Origin of the sequence: Bacillus sp. JJ1532, assembly GCF_036965085.1 — a bacterium.
Lineage (GTDB): Bacteria > Bacillota > Bacilli > Bacillales > Cytobacillaceae > Cytobacillus.
The window spans coordinates 41,592-63,150 of sequence record NZ_JBALOW010000071.1 but is presented as its reverse complement, the minus strand read 5'-3'; the positions used below and the strand labels follow the sequence as shown (position 1 = coordinate 63,150).

21 protein-coding genes are annotated in these 21,559 nt (G+C 38.1%); 1 reads left to right on the top strand and 20 read right to left on the bottom strand.

The window, feature by feature from the left end; translation table 11 throughout:
• The first annotated feature begins 175 nt into the window (after positions 1–175).
• Complete coding sequence (locus V7122_RS20655; protein ID WP_335487841.1) at positions 176–316, top strand: hypothetical protein; 141 nt, start codon at positions 176–178, stop codon at positions 314–316.
• 1 nt (position 317) lies between these two features.
• On the opposite strand, the gene V7122_RS20650 is transcribed toward V7122_RS20655, so the two are convergent.
• The 20 genes from V7122_RS20650 to V7122_RS20555 all read right to left on the bottom strand — a co-directional run bounded on the left by V7122_RS20650 (position 318) and on the right by V7122_RS20555 (position 21,498).
• Positions 318–2,033 carry a transglutaminase domain-containing protein gene (locus V7122_RS20650; protein WP_335528764.1) on the bottom strand — a complete coding sequence of 572 codons (1,716 nt, stop codon included), beginning with the start codon at positions 2,031–2,033 and terminating at the stop codon, positions 318–320.
• A gap of 219 nt (positions 2,034–2,252) precedes the next feature.
• Complete coding sequence (locus tag V7122_RS20645) at positions 2,253–2,597, bottom strand: hypothetical protein (RefSeq protein WP_335487847.1); 345 nt, start codon at positions 2,595–2,597, stop codon at positions 2,253–2,255.
• A gap of 131 nt (positions 2,598–2,728) precedes the next feature.
• The gene (locus V7122_RS20640) at positions 2,729–3,211 is read right to left on the bottom strand and encodes a DUF4274 domain-containing protein (protein WP_438824800.1); all 483 of its coding nucleotides are present in this window, start codon (positions 3,209–3,211) and stop codon (positions 2,729–2,731) included.
• A gap of 359 nt (positions 3,212–3,570) precedes the next feature.
• Positions 3,571–4,041, bottom strand: a complete 471-nt coding sequence (locus V7122_RS20635; protein ID WP_335487849.1) for an SMI1/KNR4 family protein — start codon at positions 4,039–4,041, stop codon at positions 3,571–3,573.
• A gap of 2 nt (positions 4,042–4,043) precedes the next feature.
• Entirely contained in the window at positions 4,044–6,074 is a 2,031-nt protein-coding gene (locus tag V7122_RS20630; RefSeq protein ID WP_335528761.1) for an HNH/ENDO VII family nuclease, read from the bottom strand.
• A gap of 178 nt (positions 6,075–6,252) precedes the next feature.
• Positions 6,253–6,546, bottom strand: a complete 294-nt coding sequence (locus tag V7122_RS20625; RefSeq protein ID WP_335528758.1) for a hypothetical protein — start codon at positions 6,544–6,546, stop codon at positions 6,253–6,255.
• Positions 6,547–6,577: 31 nt separating this feature from the next.
• Positions 6,578–8,155, bottom strand: coding sequence for a hypothetical protein (locus V7122_RS20620; protein WP_335528755.1), 1,578 nt, complete (start codon positions 8,153–8,155; stop codon positions 6,578–6,580).
• Between the two features lie 132 nt (positions 8,156–8,287).
• On the bottom strand, positions 8,288–9,013 hold the full coding sequence (locus tag V7122_RS20615) for a pilus assembly protein TadG-related protein (RefSeq protein WP_335528753.1): 726 nt from the start codon (positions 9,011–9,013) through the stop codon (positions 8,288–8,290).
• The gene (locus V7122_RS20610; protein ID WP_335528750.1) at positions 9,000–9,386 is read right to left on the bottom strand and encodes a TadE/TadG family type IV pilus assembly protein; all 387 of its coding nucleotides are present in this window, start codon (positions 9,384–9,386) and stop codon (positions 9,000–9,002) included. Before V7122_RS20610 ends, V7122_RS20615 begins: the two co-directional genes overlap by 14 nt.
• Positions 9,387–9,410: 24 nt before the next feature.
• Positions 9,411–9,638 carry a hypothetical protein gene (locus V7122_RS20605; RefSeq protein ID WP_335528748.1) on the bottom strand — a complete coding sequence of 76 codons (228 nt, stop codon included), beginning with the start codon at positions 9,636–9,638 and terminating at the stop codon, positions 9,411–9,413.
• Between the two features lie 37 nt (positions 9,639–9,675).
• Positions 9,676–10,614: a type II secretion system F family protein gene (locus V7122_RS20600; RefSeq protein ID WP_335528745.1), complete on the bottom strand. Its 939-nt coding sequence runs from the start codon at positions 10,612–10,614 to the stop codon at positions 9,676–9,678.
• Positions 10,615–10,619: 5 nt separating this feature from the next.
• Complete coding sequence (locus V7122_RS20595) at positions 10,620–11,552, bottom strand: type II secretion system F family protein (protein ID WP_335354917.1); 933 nt, start codon at positions 11,550–11,552, stop codon at positions 10,620–10,622.
• A complete protein-coding gene (locus V7122_RS20590) occupies positions 11,549–12,889 on the bottom strand; it encodes a CpaF family protein (RefSeq protein ID WP_335354918.1) in 1,341 nt (446 codons plus the stop codon). The genes V7122_RS20595 and V7122_RS20590 overlap by 4 nt, the downstream gene beginning before the upstream one ends.
• Positions 12,890–12,905: 16 nt before the next feature.
• Positions 12,906–14,024 (bottom strand): AAA family ATPase, encoded by a 1,119-nt coding sequence (locus tag V7122_RS20585; RefSeq protein ID WP_335528742.1) that lies wholly within the window; start codon positions 14,022–14,024, stop codon positions 12,906–12,908.
• Between the two features lie 34 nt (positions 14,025–14,058).
• The gene (locus tag V7122_RS20580; RefSeq protein ID WP_335528739.1) at positions 14,059–14,901 is read right to left on the bottom strand and encodes an SAF domain-containing protein; all 843 of its coding nucleotides are present in this window, start codon (positions 14,899–14,901) and stop codon (positions 14,059–14,061) included.
• Positions 14,902–14,939: 38 nt separating this feature from the next.
• Positions 14,940–15,638 (bottom strand): hypothetical protein, encoded by a 699-nt coding sequence (locus V7122_RS20575; RefSeq protein ID WP_335528736.1) that lies wholly within the window; start codon positions 15,636–15,638, stop codon positions 14,940–14,942.
• A 57-nt stretch (positions 15,639–15,695) separates the two neighbouring features.
• Positions 15,696–17,027 (bottom strand): vWA domain-containing protein, encoded by a 1,332-nt coding sequence (locus tag V7122_RS20570; RefSeq protein WP_335528734.1) that lies wholly within the window; start codon positions 17,025–17,027, stop codon positions 15,696–15,698.
• Positions 17,028–17,514: 487 nt separating this feature from the next.
• Positions 17,515–18,720, bottom strand: a complete 1,206-nt coding sequence (locus V7122_RS20565; protein ID WP_335528731.1) for a M20 family metallopeptidase — start codon at positions 18,718–18,720, stop codon at positions 17,515–17,517.
• 19 nt (positions 18,721–18,739) lie between these two features.
• Positions 18,740–20,188: an MFS transporter gene (locus V7122_RS20560; RefSeq protein WP_335528729.1), complete on the bottom strand. Its 1,449-nt coding sequence runs from the start codon at positions 20,186–20,188 to the stop codon at positions 18,740–18,742.
• Positions 20,189–20,457: 269 nt separating this feature from the next.
• On the bottom strand, positions 20,458–21,498 hold the full coding sequence (locus tag V7122_RS20555) for an ABC transporter substrate-binding protein (protein ID WP_335353564.1): 1,041 nt from the start codon (positions 21,496–21,498) through the stop codon (positions 20,458–20,460).
• Positions 21,499–21,559: the final 61 nt, after the last annotated feature.

The following is a 21,559-nucleotide window of genomic DNA, read 5'->3' as shown; positions in this document are numbered from 1 at the left end:
GCTTAAAAATCGCCATTCCTTTGTAATTTATTCGATAAATTATGTCAAATTCCTGTAATATTCTGCTAATCTTTTATTTGAAGAATGATGGCAAACGGAATAAGAGAGTTTTACTACTTCCATTTCCATATTTCTAGTATAATATCTTTTCTAAAAGACTGGGGGGCTTTTTCTTATGGGAAATAAAGGGGAATACCAATATTATGAGAGAAGAAGAAATGCTCTCTCGAAGAAACATCCAACCATAAATGGAATGGAATCTCCGAAAAAGCAAGATTCAGAGATTCCATTTTACTCAATCATATTTACAGAATAAATTAATAAGACACACCTGTACGCGTATGCGTTTTATTAAATTCATCCATGTTTGGTTCAAAATAAGTGTCAGTATATTTAGGAACAAACTTGTTATCTTTCAGATATCCTGCTCCCCATGTTGGATCCATTATCAGCCAGCTGCCATCAATATTCGCTTCAACCCATGCATGCCTTGCAGGCCAAAATCCGCCGCGCGCCATCCCTTCTACAAACCTAGCTTCAATATTACTTGCTCTAAGCAGCGCAATCGTTAAGTAAGCATAATCCTGGCAAACCTCTGTTTTCAGTTCCAACGTTTTCAAGGCACTGTCATCCCATTCGAATTCATCATTCTTGTATTTCCCAACATCGTAGCTAATATTTTGGGCCACATAATCATAGATGGCTTTTGATTTTTCCCGGTCGGTACTTTTTCCTGTTATAAGCTCCTTTGCCAGTTCTTCGATTTGAGGGACATCTGATTGAACGCCACGGGAAGGGAGAAGATCCCGCTCATCTTTAAGGGCTTTTGATTCTACTTCGAACTGCGCAAAACCGAAGTATCGGAAGTAATCACTGTTCTTTTCTTTTATTTCAGGTACACTAACTGTCACTTCATACGTACCCGGACCAAATCGCAAATAAAAAGAGTCATCAAATTGAAAATCCTTAACAGGGATGACATCTAAGGCCTCATCCTCACCTTTTTTCGATGTAATGTAAATGTGCGTTGTTTCAGAAGCAAACTCAGCTTTCGGGTCAATGGAACCTTTAATGTTAAAAGCTCCTTCCGACTCTTCCCCGCCAAATAGAGGATACTCTAATGTAACTCCACGCTCCATATAAGTTTTAGAATACTCGATCGGCTTCATCGTCCGATTAGATTTGTTATCAATAAAAACCGTTGTAGCCGTTTGATAATAATTATCCCGCTCCTTATCAGGAACTAACACTTCAAGCTTATGTACCCCTTCACCATAAAACAAAGGAATATCATAGGAAAATCCCCCATTTTTAACAGGAATCACATGCTTCCATGTTTCAGAGTCCTTATTGAGCCTGAGCATTATAGTATCCTCTTCTTTCAAACTGCCCGCCTTCCCTTTTAACTGAAAGATTCCATCCTCTTCTACGAAGCTAGAATCCAAATTTAGGGTAAGCCCAGCATCCTGACCGAATGGTGTATACGTAATATCCCGCTGAATTTCGGGGTTTACATTATAAACTTCAAATTTCGCCGTATCATAATAATAATTTTCACGATCTTTACTAGGAAGCTGGACAGTTATTCGGTATTCGCCCTCTCCATTGAAGAAATGAATTTCCTGCTTAAATTTGCCGTCCTTAATTGGTGTGTAGTATTCATGCTTATTCCCTGCTCGTCCTTCTTCATCAGAATGGACCTTGATCCAAGCGTAATGAAATTTCAATAGGGAGTGCTTTTCGATCTCTCCTTCGACCATAACTTTTCCATTTACTGCGAATTTTTTATATTCAGGCTTCTTAAAAGTTGCACCTATCTCTTCACTGTAAGAAGTCAATTTTATTGGTTCAAGTTCAAATTCCTTATTTTTCTCCTCTGCCAGCTTTTCATATTTGTTATCTTGCTTTTGTTCCTGTTTTTTAGAAGCTTTTGTCTCTGAATCACTTGAACTAGCATTACTGCAAGCTGAAAGGATAAAGACGCAGCTTAACAAACATAATAAAAACGTAAAGAAATTTCTTTTCGCATTCATTTCTGTTCCTCCAAATTTATGTAATAAAGTAAAAAAACAAAATGGTTATATTCAGTTAAACTTACGTCTGGACTATAGTTTAGTTTCTGAGTATTAATTCCTCTTTTTTACATTATTAATATAACTAAAGGCTTATATAATAAAAAAACACACGAATGGCGTTTAAAACCAAAGTGTGTCAGAAGAAAGTTAGAACAATACTTAATGTTTTGTTGCAAATTATTTAACAAAGTCTTTCCCCCTTATTCTTCCATTCATTTCATCTATAAAAAATCTTCTGCCATAAAAATCTATTACCCCTACTTTATTTTCAATATGACTAATGCCAACATAAGGGTATCTTAAACTTCCTATTAATTCTTTATTAGGCTCCTGAATTCTCCACAGTATTTTCCCATTGAAACTAACACCATATACATTGTCTAAAGTATGATCATCCATTGGAATGTTTAGCAGAACGATAACGACATTATTTACAACTTTTATTTCTTGAATACTTTTATCAAATTGTAAATTGTTTTTACCAATGGTTAACTCATTGCCTGCAAAAGTCACTGAATCCACTAAATTTCCTCCTCTTCATATTCCTTTCTTTTTATCGCGGTTTCTAATTTGTAATCCGCTGCCCGAATTGCATGATCGTTAACTAATAAAGAAACCTTGAAAGGCATATAGCCAAACAAGGTTTAGTTACCTTATATTTTAGGAATTTCAACCACAGCGCCTGGAGATTTACTAATAAGTATATCTGGAATGTTCGCGTTATTTTTCCTCAACTTATATATTTGGATTTTGGTTAATTCAGGAGTGAACGAAATATTCTGTGTCTTAAACTCAAAATTTTTAAGTTTATTAAAAAGTTTAAATAATAAATCCTTCCACTCTTCTAATGTAGAACTTAAAACTTCCTCTGGATTTTCTAAAATACGATATCCATCTGCATAATGAAACATTAATAATCCCGTTCCTAAATCACAATTTTCATTTTCAAGGAGGGCCTTTGGTACATCAAAACCGTTGGTCCAATTATAATTTGCTGCAAATAAATGGAGTATTAAAGGATTTTCTATATTACTTAAATGTTTGATTGTAGTTTGTTTATCTTTATAATAAAGTAACTCTTCAAGAAAACTAATATCAACCTTCCACAATAAATCAGCAAAACTCTCTGGATCCATCAATCTATCTACTCCATTTTTAATTATATTTCGCATAAAACCACAGCCACTTTCTTCAAAAAACCTTCCAATCCCTTTGGGAGTTTCACCCATTCCAGATTTAGCGTTTTCTACCCCCTGTTTTATAAGAGCATAGAAAGAAAGTCTCTCCATATATGGGTTATTATTGCCCTCATCAATAACATAATTTCTCAAATATGAGAAGTCAGCCATTATCTAATCTCCTACGCTAACAAAAAGTTATTAAAGAAATCGCGGGATGAAGTATTTTTCCGAAATATCCATTCACTTAAAAACCTGAATTTATATCAGTCAAAAAACCTTGAATGGCAATAGTCAATTAAGGTTTTCCTGCTTTTCTAGATTTCTTGTTTAACTAAATCTAATAAAAAATCACCGAAGTCATTAGCAATTATTTCATATGTTTGGCTTTCTAACTCAACACCTGGCACAAAAGAAACTACCTTCGGTTCTCCATTATCATCAGGTTGATTAAAATCTAAACAAAAAAGTTCATCACTTCCAGTATCATAAATAACTAAAAGGTTGCTAGGAAGATTAATTTCCTTTCGTTCTGTTAAAGTATACCAAATTGCGTCTGGAACAGAGGAGTTCTCAAAATCATTGTTAATAATTCCGTAAATCTCTTGGGCTCCGAAATTACCTGCACCAAATGTCTGTAAATAATCTAAATATAAGCCAGTAAACCTTAATCCTAACTTTTCTTCAGCCAAATTTATTAATTCAAATGTACGACCTCCAACAAAGTCAGAAATTTCTTCTTCATTCAATATTATTTGTTTTGCTTTTTGATAAGTTTCAACACCCATTTTCATCCCCCATTTTCTAATTCATAATCCTTGGCTCTGTTTTTCCAGTATTCAGTTCTCCATTTATTAAATTCAGTTCTATTTATTCCCGAAGGTATAGTGTTGGGATTGATATGAATTATAGAACTATTTTCTTGATGAAACGTCTGTGTAACTTCAGCTATTGAACTCTCGTTTCTCTGTGTCGTGTGATGAAGATTTACAGACTTTCCATCAGGTCCAAGTGGAGCCAATCCCTTTTTCATTCTCTCAAGATTAGTTCTTCCACGTGCGTCTTTCATATTTGGGTCTATAATATCATCTCTTTGGTAAACTTTCACATTTTTAAATTGAGTCGTTTTATTCCAATAATTATAGCCATTAGCCGTACCCTTATTACTTAAAACAGTCTCTATCGGTCTCTCATTTCCGAATTCCCCAATACGCTGTCCCTTTAGGTCAAATTGGGTCCCTCCGCCTTTATGGCCGAATAGAGGATTGACAATTCCGGTTCTTATTACTGTCCCTTCAGCTAAATTAACATCCGCAATGAATTTAGGAGTATATGGCAAGGCGAATTTATCCTGGATCTCCTTTGCTGTTAATCCTTGGATGTCTTCTGCTCTCATCATCCAGCCGCCATACATCGTGGAGTTTTCTCCATCGTAGACTCTTACAAAGGATGTTGATTCGGTTAGCTCAATTTCTTTAACCTTCGTCCCTGGCTTGTAAGGAGGTTGATCGTAACCCATGGAGTCTTTCCACCATGCGTTAACTTCCTCTGCTGATGCTTCCTTTACTGTTTTTGTATTGGCCAGGTCAGGAGTGTCCTGTTTAATAGTTGCTGAACTCTTCCCCTGTTTCGATACGCTTGAAGCAATTTCATCCCCACACGCGCATCCCATTGTAGATAATTTCGGGATGGCAAAGGTGCCTAATCCAATGACAAGGGTTGTGGTAAAGACAATGGCTGCTCGTTTGCCTGTTTGCGACCAGTCTACTTTCCCGTTTTCCTTCCATTGAATAATGGTGTCAAGGACAGCAAAAACCCCTGCTGTTACGGCACTGTAAATCGTTGAACCCTTTACTGCTGCCCAAATGCGGCTTAGAACGTTGGCTACCTGAGATACTGGCCGTTTCACAATTCGGGCAATAACAGTTGCCAGCAAGTTCCCCTGCTTGCTTAAAATTTGTTTTACCCCTAAGCTTCCGAAAATTTTTGCCGCTACCGGCCCCATGACTGCTCCAAGTGTAAAGTTGAAGAACAGGCTTTCGAACGTAAAGGCCTGCTTCCAAAGACTGCTGTCTCCTGTAAAAAGGAAATGCAGGGCGCCATGGAGAATAGTGAAACCTACCGCTCCAGCTCCTCCAAGTCCACCTAATGTTACCCAACGGAGTAATCCGGATGCTGGAATTAGTCTAAATGCTCCTAATAATCGCAGCACCCCTAAACCGCCAAAGAAAGAAATTCCTGAGGCAAGGCCGCCTGCCACCATCCCCCAAAAGCTCCTTTCTCCTGAAGCAAAAGTAAACACCACTCCAGCAATCCCGAAGCCGACAGCGGCTACTATTGTACCTACAGAAAGGGCAATTCCGATGGTGGCTAAAGCCCAAACACCTAGTAAAATTACACCCACAACGACTAAAATAGCTCCGATTACTTTTAAGAGAGTTTGAACCCATTCTTGTGAGAAGAAATCTTTAACTCCCTCCCATACATCCCCAAGCCAGTCGGTAAAGCCATCCCACTTAGGACCGAACCAATCTTTAAATTCTTCCCATCCATCCTTAACCCATGCTTTTGCATTTTGGAGCTTATCAATAAACGCATCTTTCATTTTTTTTAAGTTATCAAATAACTTATCAAACCATGAAGCATCACCAGTCATTGGCACGCCGCTTTTAGCATCATGCACTTCCGTCTTCCTGATTCCATTGCTATCTGACTCTACCTCACCGACATTTGCTACCGCTGGGTGAATAAATGAAAAAAGGAGCCCAATTAGGAATATGAGTGTAAGTGCACTTCCTTTTACCTTAAGAAAATTATTCATGCCTTCTCCCCTCACATGTTTTTTTCATGAAAGAGTCCGTCATTTTTGAAAAAACATCATGGTGAAGAAATTGACCTTTGACTATTCATATTAAAATTTAAAACTCTTAGTTAATCTTGGTATTCAATAATCTTCCGCATTCATTAATTTTATAAGGGAAAGTCCACTATAAAAGACATTAGAAAATCGCTATAATAATCCTCCAAACTAAGAAAAATCCAGCAATGGACAACCCGGCGTAAATAGTAGTTTTCTTAATTTTTCTACCTTTATCTCTTACCCCTGCCCCATCAATAGAAGTTAATAACAATGCAATGAAAAATAAAATACAAAATGTTAGTAAATTATATTTTTGTTCTTGAAAATCGACTGTCCAATTTTCATCAGCAACATTAAATGCATATATCACAAAGGCTATAATGACGGATAATAAATATGTGTAGGTTATAATAGTAAAAGTTTTCTTTTTCAAATAATCACCTCTATTTTTAAAACAGCAAAAATTACTCCACTAACGGAGTTGCAGGTATTCCGGAATTTCCAATGCTTCCAGTTTTCTCTTGCTTGTTATTATTTTGATGATTGACTTCATTATTTTCAATATTACTTTCAGATGAATTTTCTGGTGTGTCCTTAGGATTATTTTCTTGATTACTATCAGGAACATTCTCTTCTTTAATATTAGAGTTACTATCCAGCTCTTTATTAGGTTCGGTGCCAGTATTACTTCCAGGATTACTATCCGAATTATCAGGGCTATTGTAATCACCTTTTAAACCGTTCTTTATTAATTCTTCTACTGTTTTACCAACAGTATCTTCTGTAATCGGCCCGCTATTAACTAAATGACTGATAAGAGGAGAAAACACCTTTAAAGAAACAATAGCAACTGCCCCCCCAATAATAAAATTCTCCCAACTAGACCACTCGCCACCTTTAATTCCCCCGGAAAGCCAATTTTCAAAACCTCCGTAGACTCCTAGACCAACAACTAATGAGCCTCCTATTGCAAGACCTGGTAATAAGATAGGACCTAACAAACCACCGGTAAATCCGCCAATAATGCTATCTATTAATAAGTCTTTGAATGAAAATTCACTTCCTGTATACCAGGCAGTTAAAACATACGAGGCTATGTTAGAAAAAACACCTGCGGATGCCCCAATACCAGCTCCCCTAAGGATATTCCCCAACACATTCCCTGTAGTATAATAACCCTTTATTTGCCCCCATAACGGAAGTCCTTTAAACCAGCGCCAAGCTGCAACACCTTTCCCTCTAAGCCAAGGCCACGCTACTGTTCTCATCCATGTCCATGCTGCACGGCCCTTCCCCAAAATCCATGGCCATGCTGTATTTCTCATCCAGTTCCAAGTCGCTGGTCCCGCTGTATTTCTAAGCCAGCCAATCGCTGATGCAAAGGCACCAGTAGTTAGTCCTGCGTAACCTAATATTCCGCCAAGACCTGCTGAGCCGAGGGCGCCCCAAAAGCTGTAGCTATCTCCGGCAATCCACTGATAGACAAATGCCCCGATCAAAGCACCAGCAGCAACAACCAGAACTACCCCAATTGTTATAGCTCCTACTACTCCTAATGCTGCTAGTGCAGCAATTCCACCGATAATGACCACGGCTGCAATAATACCTGCAATGATGGATTGCGCCCATTTATTATTTGCAAGCCAATCAGCAGCTGCATTCCATGTATCTCCTACCCAATCAGTAAACTTACCCCATTTGTCTCCAGCCCAGTCAGTAAATCCATTCCATTTGTCACTGGCCCAATTAGTAAAATCATTAAATCCATCTGCCACCCAGTTCCCGAAATCCTTAAGCCCATCAATCGTACTATCCTTTATTTCACCAATCTTGTTTAATGCCTTTTTCCACCACGGGAGTTCTCCTTCCTCTCCCATAGGATCACCAGATTTTCCATCAGTCACTTCAGTCTTATTTATGGTGATTTGCTCAGTTTCCACTTCAGTCACGTCTGCGATTGCAGTATGCCACTCAGACGTTAGCAAAAGGAACAATAAAAGGAGGCTGATGAACCATTTAAATTTTGAATTTGTGAAACTCAAAATATACCGCACCCTTCAAAAAATAGAATCATAAACATCGAATAACATTTCATTAATAATGTTATGAATAAAGCTCTTTTCGCAAATTTTTTATATAACAAAAATCTTTACGAAAAGAGCCTTATAAAAAAGCTAATCACACTTAATGGTAAAGGTCTTCGGTTCACCAATTTTAACCGATGCCTCAGATGTTATGGCAGAAATACTTTCATCAGATACTGTAGTAAACTTTGCCTTCCGCTCTGTCACCACGTAGACACGAAAATCCTCGCCGATAAAGTTTAAAGTTTTAACTTTATCATTTTGGTTTTCCTTTGCGAACTTTTCAGCTTCTTTTCTAGCATTATCAAAGTTATCTCTTACTGCTTCGCAGGCTAGATCACTCACACCATCATCCCCAAAGAAAAATCGCATGGCGGGATTCGCTTCAACTTCGACTGACGGACTTCTTAACCAGCTAACTACATCTCCTGGCATTGATCTTCCGCCATGACTTGCTTCTTCCTTACGAATAAAATCAGCTAATATATCCTCTTCAGATGGCGGTTCCTCATCCTCTTTAACTGCCGCCAAGGCAGCTGCAAGAAAAGCTTCCCATCTAGCTCCGAGAGCCTCTAATTCTTTTTGCGTTTCCTTTTGAAGCTCATCCTCCATATACTCCCTAGAGCTCTTCGCTGCTGCCAAAGCTGCTGCATCTGCTCCCGTTTGTGTAACGCGCTTATGAATAAACACATTTGAGAAGTCAAAAAACAGCAAAGCTATAAAAATAGCAGCCATGAGCATGCCAACCATGACGATTAACATCCCGCTGCCACGTTCATTATTAATAAGCTTCTTGACTCTTTTAATCTGTCTCATCAGGATCTTCCTCCATCGGCATAACGGCATCCGCAGTAAATTCGAATTCCATATCAGCTATAAATGGAAGTGCAATCACAGGTGCTTTTATATATACCTCTACCCTTGCTTCTTTCTCACCAGGACCACCATGAACCACTGGATTAAAGCCTGAAGCTGATCTCTCCGCAACCTTTTTCCAATCAGGATCGCGAATAGCAGCTGCCCTGGCCCCGTCCCGAGCAGCTGACTCTGCAACAACAAGTGAAAAAGCGATTAAAGCAACTTGCCAAATAATAAGGAATGCTAATATAACAAGAGGAAACATCGCAACAAACTCAATGGCCTGTGAGCCTTTTTCATTTTTTACATATCGTTTTAAAAAATTTCTCAATTTACTCACTCCAGCTACTTATTATTAGCTGCCACCACCACCGCCAGTACCGATATTACCGATCAATTCCTCCAACTTGGATATAATTGTCTTTCCTATACTTGTGTTATCACCAATACCTGCAGCAATAGCACCCATAACAGCCAATACAACAAGACCTAGAGCAACCCATTCTAGCGCCTGAGCTCCTCTTTCATTTTTCACATAACGAGAATAAACCCCATTCACCTTAGTCCAAGTTTTTAATAGCATACTTATTCCTCCTCAGATTCTCTTATATTTAATCCTCCTATTTAAAGAAGGAGTCCAACCCAAATGCAGCCGGATTGTACATAATGTTTAATACAAGCAGGCCTATAATGAGACCAAATACTGCTGGTGCCACAAAAAATGTGGTGACTAATGTAATTTGTGGGCTTGCTTTTGCAGCCTTCTCCTTAGCTACAAAACCCCTTGTTGCTCTGAGGTCATCGGCTTGTAGTTTAAAGGTTCTCGACACAGGCACTCCTAGAGTGGATCCTTGAATTAAACCATTTACAAGTGAGTGCAGCTCTTTCGATGAATTTCGATCCATTAAGCTTTGATAAGCAGTAATTCTTGGAACACCTAAATCTATTTCTCTATTAAACCTGTCAATTTCTTCACTCAACGGTCCTTCAAACTGCTGGGTCACTTGCTGTAAAGCATTATCTAAGCTCACCCCGGCCTGAAGAGTGACACTTACTGTATCTAAGAAGTCAGGCATCATGATGGTAATGAGCTCCTGCCTGTTTTTAGCTTTAAAGTACAACCATGCACTAGGTCCCAAAAAACCTCCTAGAATCGAAATTAACAGGATTTGTAATCCCCAAGGCATGCCTAGGAAGCTATAAAAACTGCCAAACCCTAACCCTATTAACCCCAAAACAAAACGAAAGCCATAAAAATCCTGTAAATGAAAGCCAAGTGGATTTCCTGCTTCCTTCAGCATTCTTTCGTGCTTTGTTTTATCAGCAAAGAATGGATATTTGATTCCTACTGGACCAGCTTTTTTCCCCCAGCGAACCAATGGCTGTATAATTCTTTCCCTTAACGATTTTTTCTTTTTATCTTTTCGATATTGATAACCCTGGTTTTTTAAAAGTTTTTCTTTCTTAGCAATATATAAATAGATATAAACAAAGCCAATAAATAGCAGAATTAATATCAATACAAACATGACGAGTGAAAAAAAGCCTAATAGTTTCATATTGACTACACCCTTATATCCGAAAGTCTTTTTATGATGAAGAATGCAAAGAAAACAATCATAGAAAAACCAGCAAAAATTAATAATCCAAATGGCGTAAACAGGACATTTAGAAACCCTTTAATAAATAAATTCATCATTAAAACCATTAAAAAGGGCATGGCAACCAAAATATAAGCTATAGATCGGCTTTCTGCTGTTACAGTTTGAATTTCTTTGTGAACTCGGCTTCTTTCCTCTAGCGTTTCTGCCATCGAAGACAGGACCTCCGCTAAATTCCCCCCCACCTTTTGCTGGATGAGAATAGTACTGACAAAAATATTGATATCATTGCTTGAGACTCTTTCCCTGAACTGGTTCAAAACCATCTCTAAACTATCGCCTAATTTGAATTGATAGTTCATTTTTCTAAACTCTGATTGGCTTGGATCTTTCATATCTCTTCCTACCATTTCAATGGCTTGTGGAATAGTTTGCCCCGCTTTGATTCCGTTTGACATCATTCTGCATATTTCCGGAAGCTGTTTATTAAAGCTTTCTGTCCGTTTATTTCTCCTAGAATTCAAATAAAATCTTGATCCGATGGATACTATTAAATAGCTTACGAGTACAGACATTAATAGAAACAAACCGAACAGAAAATGATTCATAAAGGTAAATAAGGCTAATAGCAAAATATAGATTCCCATATACTCAGAAGGCTTTAGCGTAATATTTCCTTGAATAAGCTTTTTTTTCAGCTCTGATGCAAGTTCTGATGAATCATATTTATCTCCAATCAGCAGAACAAAGCTTTTGCGCTCAAATTCTTTTTCCCTATCAAACCAGTTATCCATCCGCTTATACGAGTTCCGCGTTTTCCGGCTTGATAGGATGAAAAATACTCCTGCCAAAAAACTAAATATGCTTCCAGTTAAAAGTCCCCACGCCAAGCTCATTTGAGGGCACCAGCTTCTAAGATATGTTTCGAAAATTCAATCCCATATGAGATAAAACGCTGATATATATTTGGGACATAACCTGTGCCTTCAAATTCTCCAAGGATTGTTCCGTCCGGAAGTGTTGCCTTTCTATTAAATCTGAATATATCTTTTGCGAATATTACTCCATTTTCTTCTACAAGCTCTGCAATATTGACAATTCTTCTTCTTCCATCAGAAAAACGGGACGTTTGAACAATCAGATCTAATGCTCCGACAAAATACCCCCTAATAACCTCAACGGTTAATGGCAGGCCAGACATAATCACCATGGATTCAAGCCTTCCTAAAGCATCCTTTGGACTGTTTGCGTGAATCGTTGTTAATGAACCTTCGTGACCAGTATTCATTGCCTGCAGCATATCGATTGCCTCCGAGCCGCGGACCTCCCCGACTATAATACGATCCGGACGCATCCTGAGAGCGTTTTTAACGAGATGCCTAATTGTTACTTCACCTTTTCCCTCCATATTTGAAGGGCGCCCTTCAAGCCGGACAAGGTTATCGTATGTTAATCTCAGCTCAGCCATATCCTCAATGGTAACGATTCTTTCTCCCTTTGGAATGGAATCTGAGAGGACATTTAGCAAAGTAGTTTTTCCGCTTCCAGTACCACCAGAAACTAAAATATTTGCTTTTGCCTTAACTGCAGCCTTTAGAAATTCAGCCATATCCTCTGAAAAGCTTCCAAATTTCATCAGGTCCTCTAAAGAATAAGGGTCCTTTTTAAACTTCCTTATCGAAATAGAGGGCCCATCTACGCTTATAGGCGGAATAACAGCATTCACACGGCTTCCATCCATTAAACGGGCATCTACCATTGGAGAGCTTTCATCAATTCTTCTCCCAAGAGGGGCGATGATACGATCAATAATATGCCGGACATGTTCATTATCTTTGAAGCGTACATTGCTTTTCTCTAACTTCCCTTGACGCTCAATGAAAACTTCGTATGCACCATTAACCATGATTTCCGTTATGGATTCATCCCTCAGCAAGCTTTCAAGCGGCCCATAGCCCACTGATTCATTAATGATTTGTTGAATGATTTGTTCCATTTGATCAGATGTGATGATCACTTTTTCTTCATCAATCATTTGTTTTACTAAGCGTTCAATCGTTCGTTTTCGATCGATTGGAGTTAATGTCGTAATGTTTTCCAGATTCGCTTCCTTTATTAAACGGGACTTATAATGCTTTACTAACTGATCAACTTGTGTTTCTGAAATATTCCAGTCATGCTGCAGCGCTGATTGCTTCGATCCTAGTACAGAAGCCTTTTCAACCCAGGACATTTTTTCACTCCTTTACTTAACGCTTTAGTAATTCCTCCACATATTTCTTCATATCTCTTGTTACTTTACTTGCTCCTTTATCCTTCTTTTTCTTAAAGAAGCTTTCTCCCATATTGAGATATGGCTGAATAGCAAAATAATCTGCACTAATGGTTCCTTGTATTTCTTTTCCGATAATCTTTACGATGTCCTTGACTGTTAATTCGGACTTAGAATGATTACGGTTGACAATCAATGAAAAATGTTCCCCTCTTCCAATTTGAAAACGTTCAAAAAGATCCTCCGCATACTTATAAGCCCGCATCCCTAAACTATCAGGAGTCATTATGTAATGAATATGCTGAGCAAGGCTAAGGCCAGTAAAGGTTAGGTTATCGATATTCGTTGGCAAATCTAGAATAATATAATCATAATGATTGCTTGCCACTCTTATTATTCTGTTCATGAGTTCATCTGGAATAGTCTGCGCAGCTGCTGGATTTGCTGGGCCATTTAAAATGCTTACCCTCGTTTCCTCATGAACATTGGACACATTCTGAATATGTCTAATATCCAATTCTTCCAAAACTGGAATTAAGTCATAATAGGACCTAATTGGCTGTATGCCAAATAGAGAATCGGCTGTTCCAAACTGTGCATTCATATCAATTAATAAAACTTTTAAATTGTGATGAATGCTGAGAGACTGAGCTGCTAATACCGATAAAAGCGTTTTACCGCTGCCGCCCTTTGCGCTATAAAAAGCATGGACTTGCCCTGTACCATATCCTGCGTTTGTTTCCTTTTGCAGCCGGAACTGATCTCTTGTATATCGAACTAATTCAATTAATCGTTCCTTTTCATCCGGGAAAACAATAACATCCTTTGCCCCAGAAACCAGCCACGTTCTTGCAAGGAGAAAGTCATGGCTCCTTGTAAGGGCAATTAGGCTGCTTTTAGAGTTGTTTTTTAGCTGCTCAGGATTTTCAATTGAGTCAATATCAGCAAAAATATAATGATAGCTATGCTGTTCTTGAAAAGTTCGTTTCCATTCAGGCATAACTGTAATATCGATATTTTCATTTTCAATTAGCTGTTGAATGAGTTCACTCCATCTTAAATCTTTCGTGATCAGCAACCCTTTATATGCACTCATGTATTGCACCCTTCCAAAACTTCATTTTCGTATTTTACTTTTTATCTTCAGACTTTAGTTCATTAGAAGATTGCTGTTGTTGATTTTGTTCCACTGGTTTTTCTTTTTGTTCTGCAGCGTTTTTTGCCTGTTCTGCAGATTTAGCATCGTTGCTTGCATCTGCTTTCTGATCTTCAGTCGTTTCTGCAGCAGGTGGCTTGTCGCTTGCCTTTTCTTTCTCTTTTTGCGGAGCTTTCTGTTCAACTGCATCCTGCTCATTTTTTTCACTTGAAGAAGCTTGATTCACTAGTAGAACCCTTATTTGCACAGCAGAATTTTGGTAGTGAATAATTCTTTCCGCATTTTCAACGTTCAAAGAAATTTTTATCCTTGAAGGACCTTCATTTTGCTTTTCCACTTGAACAACACTTACATTTTGGAATTGCCTTTTCGTTTGCAGACTGCCATTCACTTCTTCCGAAACGATAATATCGACAAGATCTCCTTCAGCAACATCTTGATCAATTAAGACAATTTTTGTTGCATTTAGCCATACGACACGATCATTGATAGGAATATCTAATTTCTTACGGACAAGTGCTTTCGTCAGCAGCTCCCCCTCTTTAACTTCCGCTACTGAAATTGCATCCTTAAAATCGTTTTCACTTCTAATTAAGGAAGAATAAGCACTAGATTGCGGCATCTGTATCCACTCTATATCTGACTCTTTAATTTCGTGATAGGATTTAATATCTTTTGCTGCTGTAGCTACTGCAACGGTTTTCCCTAATTTTTGCTGAGCCTGATTGATCTGAACAAGAATTACACCGGCTGCAACGATTGCCAGCAAAAAAGAAATCGTTAAAAATATAATGGCTTTCCTTTTAGCATCGATCATCCATTGTCACTCCAATATTTTCTTTATCTATCTGTCTCTTAAGCAATGAAAATATCAATATTGTCAAAACTAAGAGGTAAACTATTTTCTTCAAGCTGAAAAAATGATACAGATGCTAAATCAATGTCAAGATTCTCTCTTGAAGCAATAAAAATCGATTTTGTTTGACTCATTTCTTGAACCTTCCTGAGTAATTCTTCTTTTGGACCTGTTAAGAGTAATTCTTTAGAAAAGCTGTCGATTAGATAATATTTATTATTCTTCTTTCGTTTCTTTCTTTTTAACTTCAAGTAGTTGGGAGCTGTATGAAATTTCGAATGATTTGTAATGGTAAATCTTTGTAGAGGAATAAAGGAAGGGAGTATATTCTCCCTTACTTGCTCTTGAATTCTCTGAAGTATGTAAATAGCAGCTGATTTATTGACTGCACCATCCAACGTGATTAGTTTATGACTGGGAAAATACCAGTTTTTTAGTCTATTAATGCTCTCTTTGTTAGTGATGAAAGAATCATATACATAGAGAACTTCCTTGTATTCCTTTAACCATTTGTCTACATCCTCTAATTCGTCTTGGAGTCCCCTATTGATTAATGGCAGTTTTTGACTTAAAGTTTTTTTACTGCCATTTAAATAATCCTTTAAAGGAAAGTCCTTTTTCAATTTGGGGCTTCGAACAATGGCAAGTTCTGTTACACTCTCGGGCAATCCTAAAGATTCATCTATAATGATATGCACTTTGAATCCTCTCTTCCCTCTTCAACGTTAACTATTCTAAGAACATCAATTACAAAATCAACTTCCATTAATAATGCTGAATAATTCTTCTCTTTTGTTATTAATCTTCTCCATCCCTTGATCAACAAGGCTTTCAGCATAGACGTCTAGTACATCATACCGGGCCTTTAGCTTTTCTTGAATTTCGTCAACATCAGTGCTTTCAATTTTCTCCTCTGCTTCAAGCTTTGAGAGAGCTTCCCTAATAACCTCACTTTCTAGACTGACTACCTTCATAAATGATGATTCTATTCCACGTAATTGTTCTCTTAAATCCGCTGTTCGGAAATTGACATTGATTCCATTTACGGCTTTCTGATTGTTTTTGGCAATGGTGTTAACGGCTTCTTCCATTAGCTTCTTGAACGTATTCTCTAGTTCCACCTTTGAATTCACCGTGTAATATTCTCCATTGCTTGCAGCTGCCGTGTCCTTAAGCTGCTTTTGACCAGCATCATCTACATTGAAGCCAATGATATAAACCTTTACTTTCAGGTCTGACTCTGCTAGTTTCTTAGCTTCCTCGATTGGGTTGCCATCACATGTTTCAATCCCGTCACTGACTATAAATAAGATGTTTTCAGTATCTTCTCCCGCTTTTACCTTTAAATCTTCATAGCTAGCCTTGATCGATGAAGCCAAAGGTGTCCAGCCGCTTGGCTTAAATTTGTTAAGTGCCTCATTGAATTCAGTTTCATTAAAAGTATTTGCTTCGTACATTACTTCTGTACTTGAGCAGGACATTTTCTTATCCTCGTTTTTTCCTGTTCCTTTATGTCCGTAGGCACGCAGGGAAATTATTGAATCCGAAGGTAGGCTTGAAGCAAATCTATTTATTGCTCCTTTTGCCAATGCCATTTTTTCCCCGCCAGGAACCGCTGCTGCCATGCTTCCGCTTGAGTCAATATGGACAGCAATGTTTTTGATTTTTTTCTTTTCCTTTGTTATGTCTAGTTCTCCAAAATCCGGCTCATAATTGGCTAGAGCATCATTTACTTCTGTATAGTCCAAACCAAACCAATGCACCAAGCCATTATAGATTTCTTCATTCCCAAGTTCTTCTACCCCAAATTCGGACATTAGATTATCTATATCCACGTCTTCCTTATTCGGTCTATCGTATGAATACATACCTTCCAGCTTCACGCCAATCGGCTGGTGGACAATTTCCACAGCTTCCGTTGCAGCCGCTGGGTATTCAATCTTTACAGCCTGTTTTTCTTCTTCCTTTTGTTTTTCGTCTGCAGATGGTTTCGGATCTTTTTCTTTATCATTTGTCTCGACACTAGAACAGCCAGCTACAACAAAGAAAAGACTTAGAAAAATCAGTGCTATATGTTTCAACTTCAATTTTCCTCCCCCTGTTAAAAACAAATGTCAGGTCAAAATATTTACCTGACGTTCCAATCTTGTTGAGTATTTATGAAATAACCATTTTATTCAAATTAATAGTACCTATATATTTAGTAACATCTGTTCACAATTTGGTCAAATACTCCCATATTTTTTGTCGAATATTGTCTGTTATATTACTCCTGTAAATATCTTGAAATAAGCATGTTTTTTAGGAATAATGAATTAGGAGTAAGTAGTCCATTTGTCATTTTTTAATAGAGTTATAAAAATATAAGTAAAATTTCCAGAATACTTACATGTCAAAAATTACAATTTATAGGACTTTTTTATTAATTTTTGATTTTTATCCAAAAATTAACATTGTCGAATAATGAAAGCGGTTTAAGGAAAACTAGTAAAACTGACCTAAAGAGTATTACCCGAAAAATGCAAAAAAACCGTTGTCAGAGATGACAACAGTTTTTTGCATTTTTGTTTATCGTTATTTACTATCTTCTTTGCTTCTATCACAGTAAGATGTGACAACGGCTGCCATAGCTTTCGCACTAATGATAAGACTTTTCTCATCAATATCGAATTTAGGATGATGATGTGGATAGGCTTCACCTGACTCAGGGGCCGCACCGACATAGAAGAAGCATCCTGGCACTTTTTCAAGATAATAAGCAAAGTCTTCGGAAGGTGGCTGTGGCGGTGTTTCCAAAACAGCTTCAACTTCTGGAATAGATGCCTGTTCTAGAGCTTGATGTACATGTTCGGTTACTTCAGGGTCATTATATAGAACGGGGTAGTCATTCTTATATTCAAGAATAGACTTTACTCCAAAAGAAGCTTCTAATCCTTCCGCAAAAGCACGCACACCTGTTTCGATGATATCTCGCGTCTCAGAAGACATGGACCGGACATCGCCTTCAATGGTCACGGCATCTTTAATGACATTGAATGTCCCTTTTCCATCGAAATTACCAATGGTAACCGAAGCTGTATCAAATGGGTTGATGCGGCGGCTAACGATTGTTTGTACATTCATGACGAATGAACTTGCTGCCACAATTGCATCATTTGCCAAGTGAGGGGACGATCCATGTCCACCTTTACCTTGAACAACTAATTTGAAATAAGATCGGCCTGTTTGTGTATTCCCGCTTCTATAATAAATATGACCTGTTTTCATTGTAGACATGACATGGATCCCAATGATTGCATCTACGCCATCAAGAACACCCGCTTTAATCATACCGATTGCTCCACCTGGAGGAGCTTCCTCTGCTGGTTGATGAATGACTCTTATCGTCCCTTTTAATTGATCTTTAAACTCAGCTAATGTCTCGGTTAATACCAACATATAGGCTGTATGACCATCATGGCCACAAGCATGCATGACTCCTTCGTTTTTCGATGCAAAAGGAAGTCCCGTTTCTTCCTTGATTGGCAAGGCGTCAAAATCAGCACGAATGGCAATCGTTTTTCCCGGCTTGGAACCTTTAATGGTTACAACGATTCCACGCTGTCCTCCGAAATTAGTCTCTACTGAATCCACTGGTACTTCTTTATAAAAATCTGCTATATATTTAGCTGTTTGTTCTTCTTGGAAAGAAAGTTCCGGATGTTCATGAAGATAGCGGCGAATATCAATAATCCGTTCATTTTTATCATCTAACTTTTTCATTATTTCGTTCAGTAACATCAGTCTATTCTCCTTTTATTTAGTGACTAGGCTCTGGTTCCGGTTGACCAGGAGTTGGTATTTTTAGTTTTCTTGGCGTTTTTTCATTTCCTGTTTTTCCAGCATCCCCTGGTACCAAAAATATAATGGAAAGAATAGAAAGAACTCCGAAAATAACGTTTACGATAATCCCGGCTGATGCGGCCATTTCCAAACTTCCGGCTGCGGAAATGGCCCCATAAACAGTTGCTGATATCGAAACGCCGAACGCTCCGCCAAGAGAACTTGCCATTTTGTAAACCCCGGCAGCTGCTCCAACTTTATCTGAAGGTGCATTAGAGACTGAAGTATCCGTTGATGGAGTCGCATACAATCCAAGTCCAAGTCCGAATAGAACAAAACCAATGAAAACGGCTATTGTATATGGGAAATCAGGTAAGAAAGTGAGACCCATTAATGCTACACCAACAGTCGTGATGAGGGCTCCCCAAACCATTGGCTTTTTTGCGCCAATTCTTTGTAAAATTTTCTCTCCAACGCGAATCATCGCTAATACAACAACTAAATAACCAAGGGAAAGCATGCCTGATTGAAGAGCACTGAAGCCTCTGCCTACTTGAACATAAGTATTTGCCACGACAAGTGTTCCAGCAATTGCGTTTAACAGGAAATTGGAAATTGTTGCACCAGAATATGGTTTGTTTTTAAAAATTGAAAAGTCAATAAGAGCAATATCTTTACCTTTTTCAATTTTGATGAAAACCATAATTCCAATAATTGTTACAACTGCCAGAACGATTGTAATGAAGCTTGTCCAGCCTAAAGCAGATCCATAAGTAATAAATATGTTCAATGCAACCATAGTAATAATAAAAACGATTAACCCAGAGTAATCGAATTTAAAAGCACCTGTTGATTCACCTTTACTTTCTGGCGTATCTTTAATGAGCCACATACCAAGTAAAGAGAATATAATAGAAAAGATGAAAATCCATTTCCAGCCCATATACGTTGCGATGGCCCCCCCTGCGAAGGAAGCTGCTCCTGAGCCGCCCCAAGATCCGATGGACCAGTAACTTAAAGCACGCTGACGTTCTGCACCTTCAAAATAAGCTTTCATGAGAGCGATTGTGGCAGGCATAATACATGCTGCTGATAATCCTTGAAGTACACGACCAATGATCAGTAAAACAGCTCCTTGTGTTAATACAAGGCACAGGGAGCCGATAACACTTAGGATTAACCCGATATAGGTCATTTTTTTTCGACCAATTTTGTCTCCTAGCCCTCCAGCAGCAACGATGAATAATCCAGAGAATAATGCACTTAAACTTATGGCAATGTTTAATGTGCCAAGTGAAATGCCTAAATCTTTTTGAACAGCCGGAACTACATTGACCATCGACTGTGCAAATAGCCAAAACGCAATAACCCCAAATACAATACCGATAATCATTTTATTTGTACCTTTATAACTAGTTGCTTCCATAGTTTTTCCTCCTAATATTAGGATCATAAAGTGGCTCTAGCATAAGCTGAATTTTTTGGTTCACATTTAATATTTGAGATTTACTGCAAAATTATCATAAAATGATATATAAAAATGCAATAATCCTTAGCTTTGCTAAAGAAACTTCTTTCTTGGAAAAAGGAGACAGCCCGGGGTTTTCTTATCTTTATAAGATGGTTATTACTAAATAGATGTTTATCTTAAAATAAAAAATCACACTGCTTTATACTTTGCAGTGTGATTTTATCTTATTCCCCTACTATTTTTGCATCCTTCAATATTTCTTCAGTTAATGTAATTCCTTGAAGCTCAGCTGCCTTTTTATTAATGACTAGCTCTAAGTTTTCAGGGAAGCCAACTGGGATCTCACTTGGCTTTTTACCGTTTAAAATGTCTAATGCCATTTTTCCAGTAGAATAGCCAAGGTCATGATAGTCTAGCCCGTATGAAGCAAATGCTCCACGCTTTACGGAATCGCCTTCTCCAACAAACATTGGAATTTTCTTCTCATTTGCTACTGTGATAACAGATTCAAGAGCTGATACAACTGTGTTGTCCTTTGGAATATAGAATACGTCCGCTCTTCCGACTAAAGATTCAGCAGCCTGCTTAACTTCTGAGCTTGTAGATACAGATGTTTCCACAGCTTCTAGTCCTATTTCTGCAATAACCTTCTTTGCGTTTTCTACGTTAACGACTGAGTTTGGTTCACCTGAGTTGTAGATAATCCCAACTTTTTTAGCATCAGGGATGAATTTTTTAATAGCATTGATTGTATTTTTGATGGCGTCTGGATGTGTATCGGATGTACCCGATACATTTCCGCCTGGATTTTCAAAGCTTTCAACTAGTTTCGCGCCAACAGGATCTGTAATCGCTGTAAAGAGAATTGGGATCTCGTTAGTAGATTGGACAACTGCTTGTGCACTAGCAGTTGCAATTGCTAGAATGACATCGTTTTGATCAGCCACAAGGTTTTGTGCGATAGACATATTATTATTCATATCACCTTGGGCATTCTGATAATCAAGCTTCAGATTTTTTCCTTCCTCATACCCAGCATCCTTAATTGCCGCTACAAAACCTTCTCGAGCTGCATCTAGTGACGGATGTTCTACTAGCTGAATAATTCCAACTTTAACTGTTTTCTCTGCTTCTTTACTGCCGCCGCCATCCGAGCTGCTACTATCGCTGTTACTGTTGCTACTGCTGCCCCCACTGCTGTTAGACCCACAAGCCGCAAGCACGAGCAACGTACAGCATACTAGGGTCATCCAAATTTTTTTCATGCCATTCCTCTCCTCTACTCTACTTGATCTTATTAAACACCGATTTCAAGTATTAATAATT